This is a genomic window from Vibrio orientalis CIP 102891 = ATCC 33934 (genome assembly GCF_000176235.1).
Lineage (GTDB): Bacteria > Pseudomonadota > Gammaproteobacteria > Enterobacterales > Vibrionaceae > Vibrio > Vibrio orientalis.
Map to the genome: position 1 here is coordinate 161,722 of NZ_ACZV01000004.1, position 15,374 is coordinate 177,095.

At 45.8% G+C, this 15,374-nt stretch carries 11 protein-coding genes; 5 read left to right on the forward strand and 6 right to left on the reverse strand.

All coding sequences use genetic code 11. The features are described 5' to 3' along the window. Nucleotides 1-30 precede the first annotated feature (30 nt). The 3 genes from VIA_RS04300 to melA form a co-directional block, all read right to left on the reverse strand. Entirely contained in the window at nt 31-2,241 is a 2,211-nt protein-coding gene (locus VIA_RS04300) for a glucosidase family protein (protein WP_004411338.1), read from the reverse strand. 89 nt (nt 2,242-2,330) lie between these two features. Next, a complete protein-coding gene (gene melB, locus VIA_RS04305) occupies nt 2,331-3,758 on the reverse strand; it encodes a melibiose:sodium transporter MelB (protein WP_004411339.1) in 1,428 nt (475 codons plus the stop codon). 103 nt (nt 3,759-3,861) lie between these two features. Then, nucleotides 3,862-5,220, reverse strand: coding sequence for an alpha-glucosidase/alpha-galactosidase (gene melA, locus VIA_RS04310; protein WP_004411340.1), 1,359 nt, complete (start codon nt 5,218-5,220; stop codon nt 3,862-3,864). 304 nt (nt 5,221-5,524) lie between these two features. Between melA and melR the strand changes: the two genes are divergently transcribed. Further along, nucleotides 5,525-6,541: a transcriptional regulator MelR gene (gene melR / locus VIA_RS04315; RefSeq protein ID WP_004411341.1), complete on the forward strand. Its 1,017-nt coding sequence runs from the start codon at nt 5,525-5,527 to the stop codon at nt 6,539-6,541. A gap of 47 nt (nt 6,542-6,588) precedes the next feature. On the opposite strand, the gene malK is transcribed toward melR, so the two are convergent. Continuing rightward, entirely contained in the window at nt 6,589-7,704 is a 1,116-nt protein-coding gene (gene malK, locus VIA_RS04320; RefSeq protein ID WP_004411342.1) for a maltose/maltodextrin ABC transporter ATP-binding protein MalK, read from the reverse strand. 650 nt (nt 7,705-8,354) lie between these two features. Between malK and malE the strand changes: the two genes are divergently transcribed. From malE to malG, 3 genes are all read left to right on the forward strand, one after another. Next, nucleotides 8,355-9,536 carry a maltose/maltodextrin ABC transporter substrate-binding protein MalE gene (gene malE / locus VIA_RS04325; RefSeq protein WP_004411343.1) on the forward strand — a complete coding sequence of 394 codons (1,182 nt, stop codon included), beginning with the start codon at nt 8,355-8,357 and terminating at the stop codon, nt 9,534-9,536. A gap of 74 nt (nt 9,537-9,610) precedes the next feature. Further along, on the forward strand, nt 9,611-11,185 hold the full coding sequence (gene malF, locus VIA_RS04330; RefSeq protein ID WP_004417098.1) for a maltose ABC transporter permease MalF: 1,575 nt from the start codon (nt 9,611-9,613) through the stop codon (nt 11,183-11,185). 12 nt (nt 11,186-11,197) lie between these two features. Next, nucleotides 11,198-12,088: a maltose ABC transporter permease MalG gene (malG, locus tag VIA_RS04335; protein ID WP_004411345.1), complete on the forward strand. Its 891-nt coding sequence runs from the start codon at nt 11,198-11,200 to the stop codon at nt 12,086-12,088. 329 nt (nt 12,089-12,417) lie between these two features. Here the strand turns inward: malG and VIA_RS04340 are convergent, their stop codons facing one another. Further along, the gene (locus tag VIA_RS04340) at nt 12,418-12,663 is read right to left on the reverse strand and encodes a hypothetical protein (RefSeq protein ID WP_004411346.1); all 246 of its coding nucleotides are present in this window, start codon (nt 12,661-12,663) and stop codon (nt 12,418-12,420) included. Between the two features lie 142 nt (nt 12,664-12,805). Beyond that, the gene (locus VIA_RS04345) at nt 12,806-13,291 is read right to left on the reverse strand and encodes an acyl-CoA thioesterase (protein WP_004411347.1); all 486 of its coding nucleotides are present in this window, start codon (nt 13,289-13,291) and stop codon (nt 12,806-12,808) included. Between the two features lie 295 nt (nt 13,292-13,586). Here VIA_RS04345 and VIA_RS04350 point away from each other — a divergent pair, with 295 nt between their 5' ends. Beyond that, nucleotides 13,587-15,359: an amidohydrolase gene (locus VIA_RS04350; RefSeq protein ID WP_004411348.1), complete on the forward strand. Its 1,773-nt coding sequence runs from the start codon at nt 13,587-13,589 to the stop codon at nt 15,357-15,359. The last annotated feature ends 15 nt before the right edge of the window (nt 15,360-15,374 follow it).

The following is a 15,374-nucleotide window of genomic DNA, read 5'->3' on the forward strand; positions in this document are numbered from 1 at the left end:
GAGCCTATATTGGAAGTGAATTACAAAGAATTACTTAGCAACGACTCGGCTTTGCTTCCCTTCGACCGCAATGACAACGTAACTCACCAACTGCCCGTTGATTTCCTTTTGACTGGTTTGCACCGCTCGCCCGTCAACCGTGAGTGAAGCGAAATCACCATAGAACCATGCTTCCCAATCGAGTGTCGTTTGCGAGGTGTTGGTTAAGGTTGTTTGATCGAGTCCGTCATGACGAATAGTGAGTTCGTGCTCGCCCATCTGTATATGTTTTGCCTCTAGCCAGTCGATGTCCGGTGTAAGATGCGAAGCGGTAATGATGGTCGATTTCGATGCTTGCGGTTTGATACCCATCAAGCCTTCTATAGTGTTAGCAATGAAGGTGAACGACAGTTCTGGGTAGTCGCCGTTGGTTCCCTGGGTTGGACGCTCATGGGGGTTATCTTTGGTGTCCATAATGTATTGCATCCATTTCCAAGCTTCTTCATTGCGGTTGTACGGGAAGTAGGTTTCTGGAATGTAGGTGTAAGCTTCAATGTTATTTGGCGCTTCGGGCGTGGAGCCGATGCCATCACCTAAATTGGCAGCAATAAAGTCGAGGTATTTGTCGTTACGTCTATCAGGGTTGGTGATACGTTTCATCGGCATAAACCAACTGTTTTCCTTACCAAAGTCATTAAGACGTAGGCCATCTTTTTGTACAATGTTGACGTAGTTGCCAAGTGGCTCGTTAGGGTTGGCAATACTCCACTCTTGGTTAAAGTAATCTTTAAGTTGTTGTGCTTTCTCGCTCCAAACGGCTGCTTGGCCATACTCTTGACGCGCTTCGAGCATCTTTGAGTACGCTAATGTGGCTTGATACTGTGACCCAATCGCGTCCCCCGCTTCAATCGGGAATTCTCCACGCTCATTGTAGGTAGCAGAGCCTTCGAAAATTCCCCCGTAACCTTCGGCAATTCCATTCGGATCTTGATCGTCATGGAGGGCGATATAGTCGGTGAGAACCTTGGTGTAGAAACGCCATAGATCCTCGTCTTCAATATAGCGCTCATCTCCGGTCCATAGATATTGCTGCCATGCTTTTTCTACAAACTCGAATTGTGCAGGCACTTCGCGTACAAACCAAGAGTCGTCGACATAATCAATGGTATGAGGGGTCCCATCAAAATTGACGGCCCACAAGGTGTACCATTTTCTCGATTCCGTAGAGTGCTTGGCAAAGGTCTTAAACATCGAGAAGTTTTCTACTGCTAGCCCGGCTAATTGTGCGCCACTGACTTGGTGTAAAAAATCACGAGAATAAAAAGCGGTGCGGTCAAAGTATCCTGCCCAATAGGAAGGGATGTAGTCAGCGGTACCACTACCGTCGTTGTTATTCTCATCGCGGTTAACGAGGTCATGTTGACCAGTCATCACAAAACGCTTGGTTTTATCCATCGCCCACGCGAAAGAGTCCTGAAGTTTGGTATTGGATGACGTGACTGCTATCTGTTTAGGTTGCTCTTTGGCGTTAATCGTCCACTGCTCAGGCTGATGGTCATCGGAACTAAGTGTGATGGTCATTGGCTGGGTGAGATCAAGTACATCTCCTTGGCTAATCGTAGTGCTACTGCCATTCGATATGATGAAGTTGTCGACAGTTACTTGAGTTAAATCCGTGCCGAACGGAACATTGATCTCGACTCGTTTATGGCGACGATTGATGTTGCTAGCACCGGACTGATCGTTGACGTTGAACTGAACAATCTGATTAAAGCTGAGCGGCTTGTTTTTGTTGCTTTTGGTTAAGCTAATATTGTCGACGCTGACACCGCCTTGATTTGAGCCTGTTACGGAGACTTTGAGTTGCTCGCCTTGCTCTAATGCGATGTGCTTAAGGGTGTTCTTTTTGTAGCTTTGGCTTTGTTTAACGGACTTGCTGACGAGTCGCTCATCATACAGGTTCGTGATCGCTATCGTCGCATCATTAGATGGGCTGATGACATAAGCAGAGAGATCGTAAAATCCAGTTTCGGGAATAGTAATGATCTGATTGATGCTATGGGTAGCGCCAGTGGCGATTCTGCCGCGATATTCTCCCTCGTAAGCCGAGTCATTTTTAATGTTGGCAAACCAATAGCTCCAGCCTAGTCCTTTGTCTTCAAAGCTTGGGTTTGAGAGTAAGTTATCATGTTGTTTCGCATGTGCCGTTCCGGATATCGCGAGTGCACAAGACAGTGCGCAGGTAATAAGGTTGTACTTCATAGTCTTCTCGTTATTGAATTTTGTAGGGGTGCTCAACAGCGTCGTGGCATATTTTTATAAAAATCTACGGGCGAGTTGCCCGTAGTTGATTAAATTGCTTGCGTAGCGCTTGCAGGTTTTGGTTCGTTTCTTACCGAGGAGTCGCTATCAGTAATATGTTGATATTTTTCTGTTAGCTGATCTTGAATGTTTTGATGGTACTGGCCGTTGAGCTTGTAGAAGCGGAAGTAAACCACTAATGCAATTGCGAAGAAGATAGCGGGTAGGCCAACCATAATGCATTGCATGCCAAAGACGGTTTCAGGACTTTGCTCAACATTTGGTACATAGTCGACTGCAGTTAAGGCAAGGCCAATAAAGAACGCAGCGAAGGCAGAGCCCGCTTTCACTACCAAGGTTTGAACAGAGTACGCGATACTTTCACAGCGTTGACCGAGTTTAAATTCGCCGTAGTCTACGGTGTCTGCCACCATAATGACGTTTAGTACCCAAAATAGAGCGGTACCGATTTGAAGTAGCACACCAGCAGTCGAAATAAGCAGGATACTTTGTTTGTCATACATGCCGACATAGATAAGTACCGCACTGCCCAGAATCGGTAAGCTTGATGCGCAGGCCCACAACACTCGGCGAGAAAACATCTGAGCCAGTTTTGGGAAAAGCACAAGGGTGATTAGGTTGGCGATACCCGCATAGGCCATGTAGTAAGGGAACAAATCTTCGTTGCCAACGACATAGGTGAAGTAGTAGACGGCAAAAGCAGTAATGATATTGGTCGCAAGGTTGTAAGACAGTGCCATGCAAAGGACGCTGGTCAGCTGGTCATTCTTGTAGATAAGCTTGAGTAGCGATTTTAGTGAGACTCTCTCTTCCGGTTGGCTGGCATCAAGATTGTTGGTCGAGTAACGCTCTTTGACGTTTCTTAATGTGATGTAGGTAGAGACCACAAAACAGGCGATAAGCAGTAAGGTGAAAACTTGAAAGCCGTAGCCTTTGTCATCACCGCCGACGTAGTTAACGAACGGCATGGCGATCGCTGCAGTGACAAGCCAAGCGAGGCTAGCAAAGAATCTAGGGTAGGGAACAAGATCTTCACGCTCACGTTTATCTAACGTTAAAGTTGGGACTAACGACCAGAAAGGGATATCCATCAAGGTGTAAGTCATTCCCCATAAGATGTAAGTGACTGCCGCGTAGGCGATAAGCCAAGGTCCTTCGATATGGTGAGCGCTAAAAAGCATGAATAGGACGACAGAGTTGGCAATCGTGCCAATCAGAATCCAAGGTTTAAATTTGCCCCAACGACTGCGGGTATTATTGACGACCCAGCCCATTATCGGGTCGTTTACCGCATCCCAGATACGTGCGACGAGAAAGATGGTACCGACAGTGGCCGCTGAAATGCCGACCACGTCCGTGTAGTAAAACATCAGATACATATAGACAATGGTAATCGCAAAATCTTTACCAAATGCCCCAAAGCCATAACTTAGCTTGGTGTTCATTGAAATGCTCATGGATGCTCCTTACGCCTCCCACTTAAGGAGGCGTATATTGTTCACGTTATATTTTTGTTATGAGGACTATTGTTGTTATGAGAAAGCTTGTTGTTATTTGAAATTAAGCTTGTTCATAAACCCAGTCAGGTAACCAACCTTGGTGAGCTTGAATCAAATCGTCGACTAGAGCGTAAATCTCCTCTATTCCCAACACGGCAGCCGTGTGCGGGTCTAACATGGCTGCGTGGTAAATACGCTCTCGATTTTCAGTCAGGATGGCCTCTGTCAGCAGCGTTTGTACATTGACGTTTGTTTGCATCAGTGCAGCTAGGTGATTTGGTAGTCGGCCCGCTTTAACAGGCTGAATGCCATTAGCGTCAACAAGGCAAGCCACTTCAACACAGCACCCATGTGGCAGGTTATCAATCAGAGCTTCATTTTTGACGTTACCGTAGATAACACTCGGTGTTCCGGTCCAAATCGAGTTCATGATGGTGCTTGCGTATTCGTGGGACTCTTTGACTGTGATTTGATCTGCATCCTTAAACGCTTCTAAATCTTTCTTCCAATCAGCAATTTGCTCGACACAGCGCTTCGGGTACTCATCAAGCGGTACTTTATACCGTTCAATCAAATCAGGGCGATTTGGCTTAATAAAATATGGGGTGTATTCCGAGAAATGTTCAGAAGATTCAGTGACGAAATAGCCGAGCTTCTTAAACATTTCGTATCTGACTAGGTTGGTACAGCGGCCATTGTGGTGTAGGCCGGGTTTAGGTGCTTGGCCACTTTCAAATGCGGCGAGGAGATCAGGATAAACATCAACATACTCGCCTTGACCATTTTTCTTTTCAAGGGTTAGGTAGTAGGCCATGTGATTGATGCCAGCGCAGGTATAGCGTAAGTCTTGGTAGTCGAGAGCAAGATCGCGAGCCAGTTCTTCGGCAGTCCCTTGAACAGAATGGCACAAACCGACTTGTTTGATATTTGGGTACTTCTCATACATAGCCCAAGTATTCATCGCCATTGGGTTTACGTAGTTGAGCATGGTCGCATTTGGGCACACTTCGCTCATGTCTTCACACACCTGCCACAGGTGAGGAATAGTGCGTAGGGAGCGCATAATGCCGCCTGGTCCAAGCGTATCTGCAATGGTTTGCTCTAGCCCGTGTTTCTTACACACCTCAAAATCGGTGACGGTACAAGGTTCATAGCCGCCAATTTGGAAGGCGATAACCACAAAATCGGCATCCGCCAAGGCTTCTTTTTGTTCTAAGTGGCAGCTAATAGTTCCTGTTGCGCCAGAAGATTGCATCAACTTACTGACCACAAGATGAGACTCTTCAAGTCGAGTTCCATCAATGTCCATTAAGGCGATATGAGCGTTTTTTAGAGCTGGCTTGTGAAACACATCGCCAAGGATGTTTTTGACAAAAATGGTTGAGCCTGCACCGATAAAAGTGATCTTAGGGCTGTTCATTGGTTTGTTCCTCATCTATCACGTATTTGATTGGATGAGTACACATTACCCGCGTGACGAGTACAGATTCGTCTCACTTCAAAACGGCAATCTCCTATTTCCTAATATTTCCATTTGGCGTTTTAAAAATCTTAGTTTTTGGGATTCATTGCTGATAAAACGGGAGGGATGAATAACTTATTGATAAGCAAAATGATTAGGTGGAGTTAGCGTTGGAATCAGTATGGATTGATATGATCAGCCTCTGCGTTTTATAGGCAAAGATTTGTTAAAAGTACTTCACGGGATCGGGATGGAACAGAGAATGACAAACAGCGCAACGGATACCACCTATATCGTGACTCGCAACGAATACTCAGATGATAGTGTATTAGTTAGTCCACTTTCATTGTATTCGTCCTATGAGAAGATTGATGTTGAAATTCGAGCTCCCCATTCGATGCCCGGCTATCACTGGCATGGACAAGTGGAGGTAAACATTCCATTTGGCGATGACGTCGAATATATCGTCAACGGTTCTCCAGTGGTGATTGAAAGTGGCGCGATTGGATTATTTTGGGCATCGGTACCGCATCGCCTAACCAATCCTGGCTCAAGTCATAATATGGGGATCATTAATATTCCCATTCACCAATTTATGTCTTGGCCTTTAAGCCGAGAGCTCGTCAATCAAATCACCCATGGTTGTGTACTACAGTCAAAATCTAAGACGTTGGTAAGTGAGTTTGAGTTGACAAGGTGGGCGAAGGAAATCAATGACAACATCGATAGCCGTCAGCAGCTCGCAGTGGACGAAATTGGTTTAATGCTGCGACGGGTTTGCCTCGACGGCTGGAAACAATTGGTCGCCGCTCGGGCGGATAAAACCGCCAAAAAGGGCGTATCCAAACATTCTCAGTTTTATGTTAGTCAAATGCTTGAGTACATTGCGACGCACCACAACATGCCGCTCACAACAAAGGCGATAGCAGAGCATGTCGGTCTGCACGCCAATTATGCTATGAATGTGTTTCAACGCACCATGCAGATGACCATCAAGCAGTACATTACTGCGATGAGAATCAACCACGCCAGAGCGCTGCTAAGTGACACGGACAGATCGATTTTAGATATTGCCCTGACAGTCGGTTTTAATTCGAGCAGCCGCTTCTACGAGACCTTTCAGACCTATATTGGTGTTACACCGTCTCAATATCGCAAGCTCGCTAGAGAAGACCACCGCTGGAACTTGCACGGAAGCAGCCCGCTGTATGATTTAGAAAAGGGGGCGTGTGATGGTAAGCGTCCTGTTGGGGTGACAAATCACTACGTCGAGAAATAACAAAAGCCCCGTTGAAAGGGGCTTTTTTATATTGAGAGATAAGGTTACTAGCTGTCGAGACCAGCTTCTTTATAGAGCCTACGGCATGCTTTGCCATCGCTGTGGAATAGGTGACAACGATGGGCAGGGATGCCCACAGATAGCTTGTCTCCAGGTTCAACCGCAAGGGTATCAGGCTGACGGTAAATCATGTCTGCGTCAGCGGCGTCAATGTGCATGTAAACTTGAGTTTCATTACCCAGTTTCTCAACGATATTCACTTCACCTTCAATGGTTGCGTCGCCTTCGTTTTTCGGTAATAGGTGTTCTGGACGTACGCCAAGAGACATACGCTCCCCAGCGGTAACAGTTGTGCCATCAACTGGAATCCAGAAAGTCGTGCCGTTGGCGAGCTGAACCATCACGCGTTCTTTTTCGACTGCTTCGATAAAGACACTCATAAAGTTCATCTTTGGTGAACCAATAAAGCCAGCAACAAAGCGGTTCTGCGGGTAGTGGTACAGCTCAAGCGGCTTGCCTACTTGTGAAACGAAACCAGCATCGAGAACCACAATCTTATCCGCCATGGTCATCGCTTCTACTTGATCGTGCGTAACGTAGATCATGGTGCAGCCAAGTTTGCGTTGCAGCTTAGTGATTTCTGAGCGCATCTGTACACGAAGTGCGGCATCTAGGTTAGAAAGCGGCTCATCAAGTAGGAATACATTGGGTTGCGACACCAGTGTACGACCGATTGCAACACGTTGACGCTGTCCACCAGACAAGGCTTTAGGCTGACGCTCTAACAGGTGGCTTAACTGAAGAATTTCAGCGGCATGTTCGACGCGTTGATCGACCTCTTTCTTATCCGCTTTCGCCAGTTTAAGGCCAAACGACATGTTGTCGTATAGGTTTAGGTGTGGGTATAGCGCGTACGATTGGAATACCATGCCAACCCCGCGTTTAGAGGGCTCAACATCATTCATGCGTTCATTGCCGATGTAAAGGTCGCCTGAAGTAATATCTTCTAGACCTGCAATACAGCGCAATAGCGTAGACTTACCACAACCTGATGGACCGACGAAGACAACAAACTCACCTTCCTGGATATCTAAATCTACATTTTTAGAAATTAGTACGTCGCCATATGCTTTACATACATTTTTTAACGTGACACTCGCCATCTAGCTCGCCCTCGATCGATGTTATTTTACTGCCCTTCATTATATGAATTGTATTGGCGGCAATAATAGTAGGAATTTGATAAGAGATTGGATTCTACCAAACAGTAAGAAAATATGGGTGAAGAACTGTTTCAACACCCATCAAGCCAAATTCAGGTTTGCTTCCCCCGTGTCCATTGAGCTTCTCCCCCGAAAGAATCAGTCACCTAATTACCTACGTCGCTCAATGTCTCTGTGCAAACCCTGCGGCATTGTAACCAGTTACCTTAAACGGGTACTACTGGAAAGGGTTCTTACCATCCACTCTTGGATAGCTTTATTCTGCTTAAATAGGCGTGACGCGACATCCTCCTAGCTAAATAATTTAAAGGGGGAGTAGTTAGGGAGGAGCAGAGCGGAGGAGTAGAGAGAGTAGAGAGACAGAGCTCAAAAAAAATTACGCTTTCTAAGTGAAGTTAATCACATTCGGGGGCGGTTTTGTGACTCCAATCGCTAACCCGTCACGATGAGGATCACGAAAATAGTACATAATAGCAAGGGCGTAGGGAGTAGGAGGATGAGTCATTTGTCAGTTTGGCTGAAAATAAGCGATGAAATAAGGCGAAACCACCGGTCGAACCCTACAACACAAATATAAAAAGGATATAAACATGAAAAACGCCCTAAGCACAGTCGCGCTCGGAACACTTGTTGCTCTTGGCTCATTTGGTGCAAATGCTGCTATCGAAGAAGGTCAACTTACGATCTGGATTAATGGCGATAAAGGCTATAACGGACTTGCAGAAGTAGGTAAGCAATTTGAAGAAGACACAGGTATTAAAGTGACAGTTGCTCACCCTGATGCGCTTCAAGACAAGTTCCCACAAACAGCGGCTACAGGTGATGGTCCTGATATTGTTTTCTGGGCACACGACCGTTTCGGTGGTTACGCAGAAGCTGGCCTACTTGCTGAAGTAAACCCTTCACAAGAGCTGAAAGACGGCATTGTTGATTTTGCTTGGGACGCGGTGAAATACAATGGTAAGACGATTGGTTACCCAATTGCGGTTGAATCACTATCACTTATCTACAACAAAGATCTTGTTCCTAATCCACCGAAAAGCTGGGAAGAAGTGGCAGCGATGGATGCCAAGCTAAAAGCGGATGGCAAGTCTGCAATCATGTGGAACCTGAAAGAACCGTACTTCACATGGCCTCTAATGGCTGCTGACGGTGGTTATGCATTTAAATATGGCTCAGCTGGCTATGATGTAAAAGACGCTGGTATCGCAGCTGACGGCGTTAAAGACGCAATGAACTTTGTAAAAGGTTTGGTTGATAAAGGCGTGATTTCTTCAGATATGGACTACTCAGTGTCTGAGTCTGCGTTTAACCAAGGTAAGACAGCGATGACGATCAACGGTCCTTGGGCGTGGGGCAACATCGAGAAGTCTGGTATCAACTACGGCGTAACGACTCTGCCTAAGTTTAATGGTCAATCTTCTAAGCCTTTCGTTGGCGTATTGACTGCGGGTATCAGCACAGCATCACCAAACAAAGATCTAGCGGTTGAGTTTATCGAGAACTACCTACTAACAAACGATGGTTTACGTAAAGTAAATAACGACAAGCCACTAGGTGCGGTAGCGCTGAACTCATTCCAACGTGAACTGGATGCAGACAAGCGCATTGCAGCGACAATGGACAACGCAATGAATGGCGAAATCATGCCAAACATCCCTCAGATGAACGCTTTCTGGGGTAGCGCGAAAAATGCAATCATCAACATCGTTGATGGTCGCCAAACAGTGGACGCTGCTCTAGCTGACGCTGAAAAACAGATGACTAAATAATTTTTTCCTCACTTTTAAGGAGGGGGTAACCCCTCCTTCGTTTCTAAGTACTATCATCGTTAGCAGGTTCTTTTATGCAGTCAGTTCAAGGTACAGATGTTATGACATCTCAAACAGCGAGCTTGCCATCTAGTAAGAAAGTGTTCATTAAGTGGGGGCTGCTCGGCTCTATCGGTATTCTTAATGGTTACGCGACTATTCTAATGTATTCTCGTGGTGAGTTGGCATTTGCCCTACTTACCCTGATTTTAACCGCACTCGCATTATTCATTTTCGGTAGTAAAAAGACTTACGCCCACCGTTATATTTACCCGGGTATTGCAGGCATGATCCTGTTTATCCTATTCCCTTTGGCGTATACCGTTGGTCTTGCCTTCACAAACTACAGTGCGAAAAACCAACTTTCTTATGAGCGTGCGCAAACCGTCTTAATGGATCGCACCTATCAAAGTGGCGACAGCTACCCGTTTACCCTTTATAAAACTGACAATGGTCACCGATTAGCGATCAAAAAAGGCGACCAACTGTTCGCGACTCAAGAATTCGATATTGCTTCAACAACGGCAACGGATATGGATCTAAGTCGAGTTGACTCTGTATCTGGCGACAAAGAAAAAATCAAAACCATCATCAAGAACAAGGTCACACTAGGTGCTATTGACCTGCACTTACCTTCGGGTGATGACATCCGCATGAGTGGCTTACGTAAATTTGCCGCAGTCGTTCCGCTGTATACGTTGCAAGACGATGGTCTGTCACTTTATAACAACCGTACTGGTGAATTACTCAAGCCAAATATGGACGTGGGCTTCTATCAGCCCGTTGATGACAATGGTCAGTTTACCGGCTCTACGGTTTCACCAGGCTTTATTGTTGATATCGGCACCCATAACTTTGAACGTGTGTGGAAAGATGAAGGCATCAAAGAGCCGTTTGTCAGTATTTTTATCTGGACCGTGGTGTTCTCTGCTTTAACGGTGGGTTTAACGGTTGTTATCGGTCTTGTTCTCGCGAGTGTCGTGCAGTGGGAAGAGCTGAAAGGGCGTGCCATCTACCGAGTACTGTTGATTCTTCCTTATGCGGTTCCTGCGTTCATTTCTATTTTGATCTTTAAAGGTTTGTTTAACCAAAGCTTTGGTGAGATCAATATGGTGCTTGAATCACTGTTTGGTATCAGTCCTGCGTGGTTCTCTGAGCCAATCTTAGCCAAAACCATGGTACTTATCGTGAACGTTTGGCTTGGCTTCCCTTACATGATGATTCTATGTATGGGCTTGCTTAAGGCGATTCCTGAAGATTTATATGAAGCTTCTGCGATTGATGGTGCGAACTTCATCGATAACTTCCGTACGATTACGATGCCGCTGATGATCAAACCGCTAACGCCGTTATTGATTGCTGCCTTTGCATTTAACTTTAACAACTTCGTACTGATTCAGCTGTTGACCCAAGGCGGTCCGAATATGATTGGTACTTCTGAACCTGCAGGTTACACCGACTTATTGGTAAGCTACACCTACCGCATTGCGTTTGAAGGTGCTGGTGGCCAAGACTTCGGTTTGGCAAGTGCGATTGCGACACTTATCTTCCTGTTGGTTGGTGCGCTTGCGCTTATCAACCTACGTTTCACTAAGTTGTCTCAGGATTAAGGAGAGTTTCCAATGGCAATGGTACAAGGTAAATCACTTAAATACCGTGTATGGGCAACGCATATCATGATGTGGTTGTTCTTAGCGTCAATCATCTTCCCATTGTTGATGATTATCGCGATCTCATTTCGTGAGGGTAACTTCGCAACAGGTAGCATTATTCCAGATAACCCATCGCTCGAGCACTGGAAGCTCGCGCTAGGCTTCTCGGTCACCAATGCAGATGGTTCAGTGACACCACCACCATTCCCTGTGCTGACATGGTTGTGGAACTCGGTAAAAGTGGCAGGTATCACTTCAATCTTGATTGTTGCCCTGTCTACCACCTCGGCTTATGCGTTTGCTCGTATGCGCTTTAAAGGTAAGAACACCATTCTAAAAGCGATGATGATCTTCCAGATGTTCCCAGCTGTATTGGCGTTAGTGGCACTTTACGCCCTATTTGATAAGTTGGGCCAGTACATTCCATTCCTAGGTTTGAATACGCATGGCGGCTTAATTTTCTCTTACCTAGGAGGCATCGCTTTGCATGTTTGGACAATTAAAGGTTACTTTGAAACTATTGATAGTTCATTAGAAGAAGCGGCTGCTCTGGACGGCGCAACCCCTTGGCAAGCCTTTAGGTTAGTACTGTTACCTCTGTCTGTACCTATCCTAGCGGTGGTGTTCATTCTGTCGTTCATCGGGGTGGTGGGTGAAGTTCCGGTGGCATCTCTACTACTTTCTGATGTAAACTCATATACATTAGCAGTAGGTATGCAGCAGTATCTATATCCTCAGAATTACCTTTGGGGTGATTTTGCAGCCGCAGCAGTACTCTCTGCTATGCCTATTACGATTGTATTCTTACTTGCACAGCGCTGGTTAGTCGGAGGATTGACGTCTGGTGGTGTGAAAGGTTAATAAGAGCAATAAGGGCGACCTTTTGGCCGCCCACTTGTACTTCGCTTAACACTTTTGGTTTGGCCGCCGATCAGTTAAGAAAAGTGCAGTTCTGGCGTTACGCATAGCTGGCTGTTAGCTAGATTCCTTACTATTTCACTACTAACAGTTTTTGTAACCAAAACCCGGTTTGTCCCGGGTTTTTTTGTGTCTGCGATTAGCTCACTGAGTATAAGAATTAAGATAGGCAGTACCACTGCTTATCCAAATCGATGCGACCAGAATACGGTTACTGATTGAAATGATGCAACCCTTTGCATTAAGTTGCGGGGCTGAGCACGTTGTGCTGGCTATAGCTCGCGGTTAGAAGGGGCGCAGCCTAGATGGCGGAGTAAAACGTAAATACTTTCTTGAGAGAGGGCGACTTTACGAAAGAGATCGGCGAACACGGCGTCACCTCCAAAGCAGGTTTGGATGTAGTGGTTGATCTCTTGCTCACCATACCCTTCGACATACATAGTTCGGACCCACTGGTACTCGACGGCTTTCAGGTTTGAGAGAGTTGATTCACTTAGGGTAGTTTCACCAAGGCTCAAGCAATATTCCTTCATATTTATGACTTTGCTGGCGAATTTAAGCAAACAAAGATGAAAGAAAGATGACAGCGTTGGTGGTTAACAGGATGCTGACAAAAATAGAGGGGAGGCCCCTCTATTTTGGAAGATTAGTGTAGCGAAGCTATTTTAGATATTTGACATGCGCTTCCATCTCTTCTCCGATTTGCTTACGCATGTTCATCAATCGAATCGCTGAGTCGCGAAGTTCAATATCTTCTTGAGTTTCAGGTTGCCATTCAGGAACTTCAGTCGGTTTACCATTCTCGTCTACTGCCACCATAATCACAATACAGTGAGTGGTGAGACGGTTTTTAAGCTCTTTAGGGTCGCTCGCTTGAACATCAATCGCGATGTGCATTGAACTCTTACCTGTATAAATGACCTTAGCACTCACTTCAACCAAGTTACCGACGTGGATCGGTTGCACAAATCGAATACCACCGGCATACGCGGTAATACAATATTTGCCACTCCAAGCGGCTGCATTGGCATAGGCGGCCAAGTCGATCCATTTCATTACGGCACCGCCGTGGACCTTACCGCCAAAGTTTACATCTCCGGGCTCAGCTAGAAAGCGAAGGGTTATATCGCGTTGACCATTACTCATCTGTCAATCCTTTGTTGTTATAGGCTTTGTACATCACTCTTCATTAAATAACAAAGCTATTAACTATCTGCAACATCTATTCGAACTTTGTCACGGTTCACTTAACTACGCAAGTTTATGATCAATGAGTTCAGAATTGGTTGTTCTCATTTTTGATACAGCTAACGGTTGAAGTATTGCCCTACATTAATTACTTAATAAATATGAATTAATACACCAATCAGTGCGCTCGGATACAAGTCCAACCCAGCGGCTTATTTTAACAAGAACAGTTTCCCTCGAGGTTAAGAGAAAAATGCATAAACTTCTAACAAAGAAAACGCTGTTGGCGGCGTCAGTGGTCGGTATGGCGGCACTTTTGAGTGCTTGTAGTCCTGCCGAAAAGGCCAGCGAAACTACTGCGGTTGAGCCTGTATCAGGTAAGTTGTTCATTGGTTCTTCGGTGATCACCATGAATGACAAGCAGCCGCGAGCTGAGGCTGTTTTTGCCAGTGATGATGGTACGATTCAGTTCGTGGGCGAGACAGAAAAAGCAAAAGAGCTTTACCCAAGTGCTGAAGTCGTCGATCTAGGCGCGCGCGTAATCATGCCGGGCTTTATTGAACAGCACTTGCATCCGTTCCTTGGTGCGCTGACATTAAGTATGCCAGTGATCGCGCCAGAAGAGTGGCAACTGCCTGATCGAATTTGGCCAGCAGTGACGGGACACGATGAATATATAAATGCGCTTAAGGCAGTAGAAGCAGAGATAAGTGACCCAAATGAAGTGCTTTGGACGTGGGGCTATAACAACTTTTTCCACGGTGAACTTAATCGTGAAGTTCTCGACTCAGTGTCAGCAACTCGACCTATTGGTGTGTGGCACCGTTCGGCTCATGAATTCTATGTAAATACAGCCTTTGTTGAAAAGTATGGCTTAAACCAAGCTGATATCGATAAGCTGGGAGAGGAGGTCAAAAGTCAGTCGGATTTAGTTTCTGGTCACTTCTGGGAAGGCGGGGCACTTATTTACTTACTGCCTAGGATCTATAAAGACCTAGGTAATCAAGAACGATTTGAGTTTGGCCTCAATCAAATGGTTGAGATGCTGCATCAAAAAGGCGTCACCGCCTATAACGAACCCGGTGCTTTTATACCTAAAGAGATGACGGAAACGTATCTTCGCATTTTAGGTGCTGACTCGACGCCGATGTACTCCTTCTTCACTCCTGAGAGTAAAACGCCGTTCTTAATGAAAGGTAGAGAAGGGGTTGTGCAAGCGGTTGAAGAGGTGACCAAGTCGCTGCCTGAAACCGGTAAAGTACGTTACTTTGATAAGCAGATTAAGATCTTATTCGATGGTGCGATCATTTCGCAGCTAATGAAGATGAAAGATGGTTACTTAGACGGTCACCACGGAGAGTGGATCCAAACGCCTGAAGATGTTGAAGCGATCACTAAAGCATTCTGGGAAAAAGATTATCAAATCTTAGTTCACGTGAATGGTGACGAAGGCGTAGAGAAGCTGATTGAGATCATGCAGCGCCGTCAGGCTGAGTACCCTCGCAAAGATCACCGCTTTACCATTGTTCATTTTGCTAACTCGACGGATGATCAAGTGAAACAGTTGAAAGAGCTAGGCGCAATCATCAGTGTTAACCCATATTATGTGACAGGATTCGGCCAACGCTTTGGTGAAGTGGGTTTAGGTGAAGAGCGAGCTCATGCGATGGTTCGCTTAGCGACGATCGAAAAAGAAGGAATCCCGGTTTCTCTCCATTCGGATATGCCGATGGCACCGTCTGATCCATTGTTATTGGCGTGGAGTGCGGTGACTCGTCAAACCAATGAAGGTAGTGTTCTGCGTCCTGATTTAGCGCTATCTTTGGACGGCGCGTTACGCGGAATTACGATTGAAGCGGCATATTCATGGGGAATGGAAGAGTCATTAGGCAGTATTGAAGTAGGGAAAACCGCCAACTTTACGGTTCTTGACCAAGACCCGTATAAGGTCGATGTCCACCGATTAAAAGACATCCCTATTTACGCAACCGTGTTTGAAAGTAAGCTTTTCCCAATCGATAAATAAAACGAAAACGCCCAG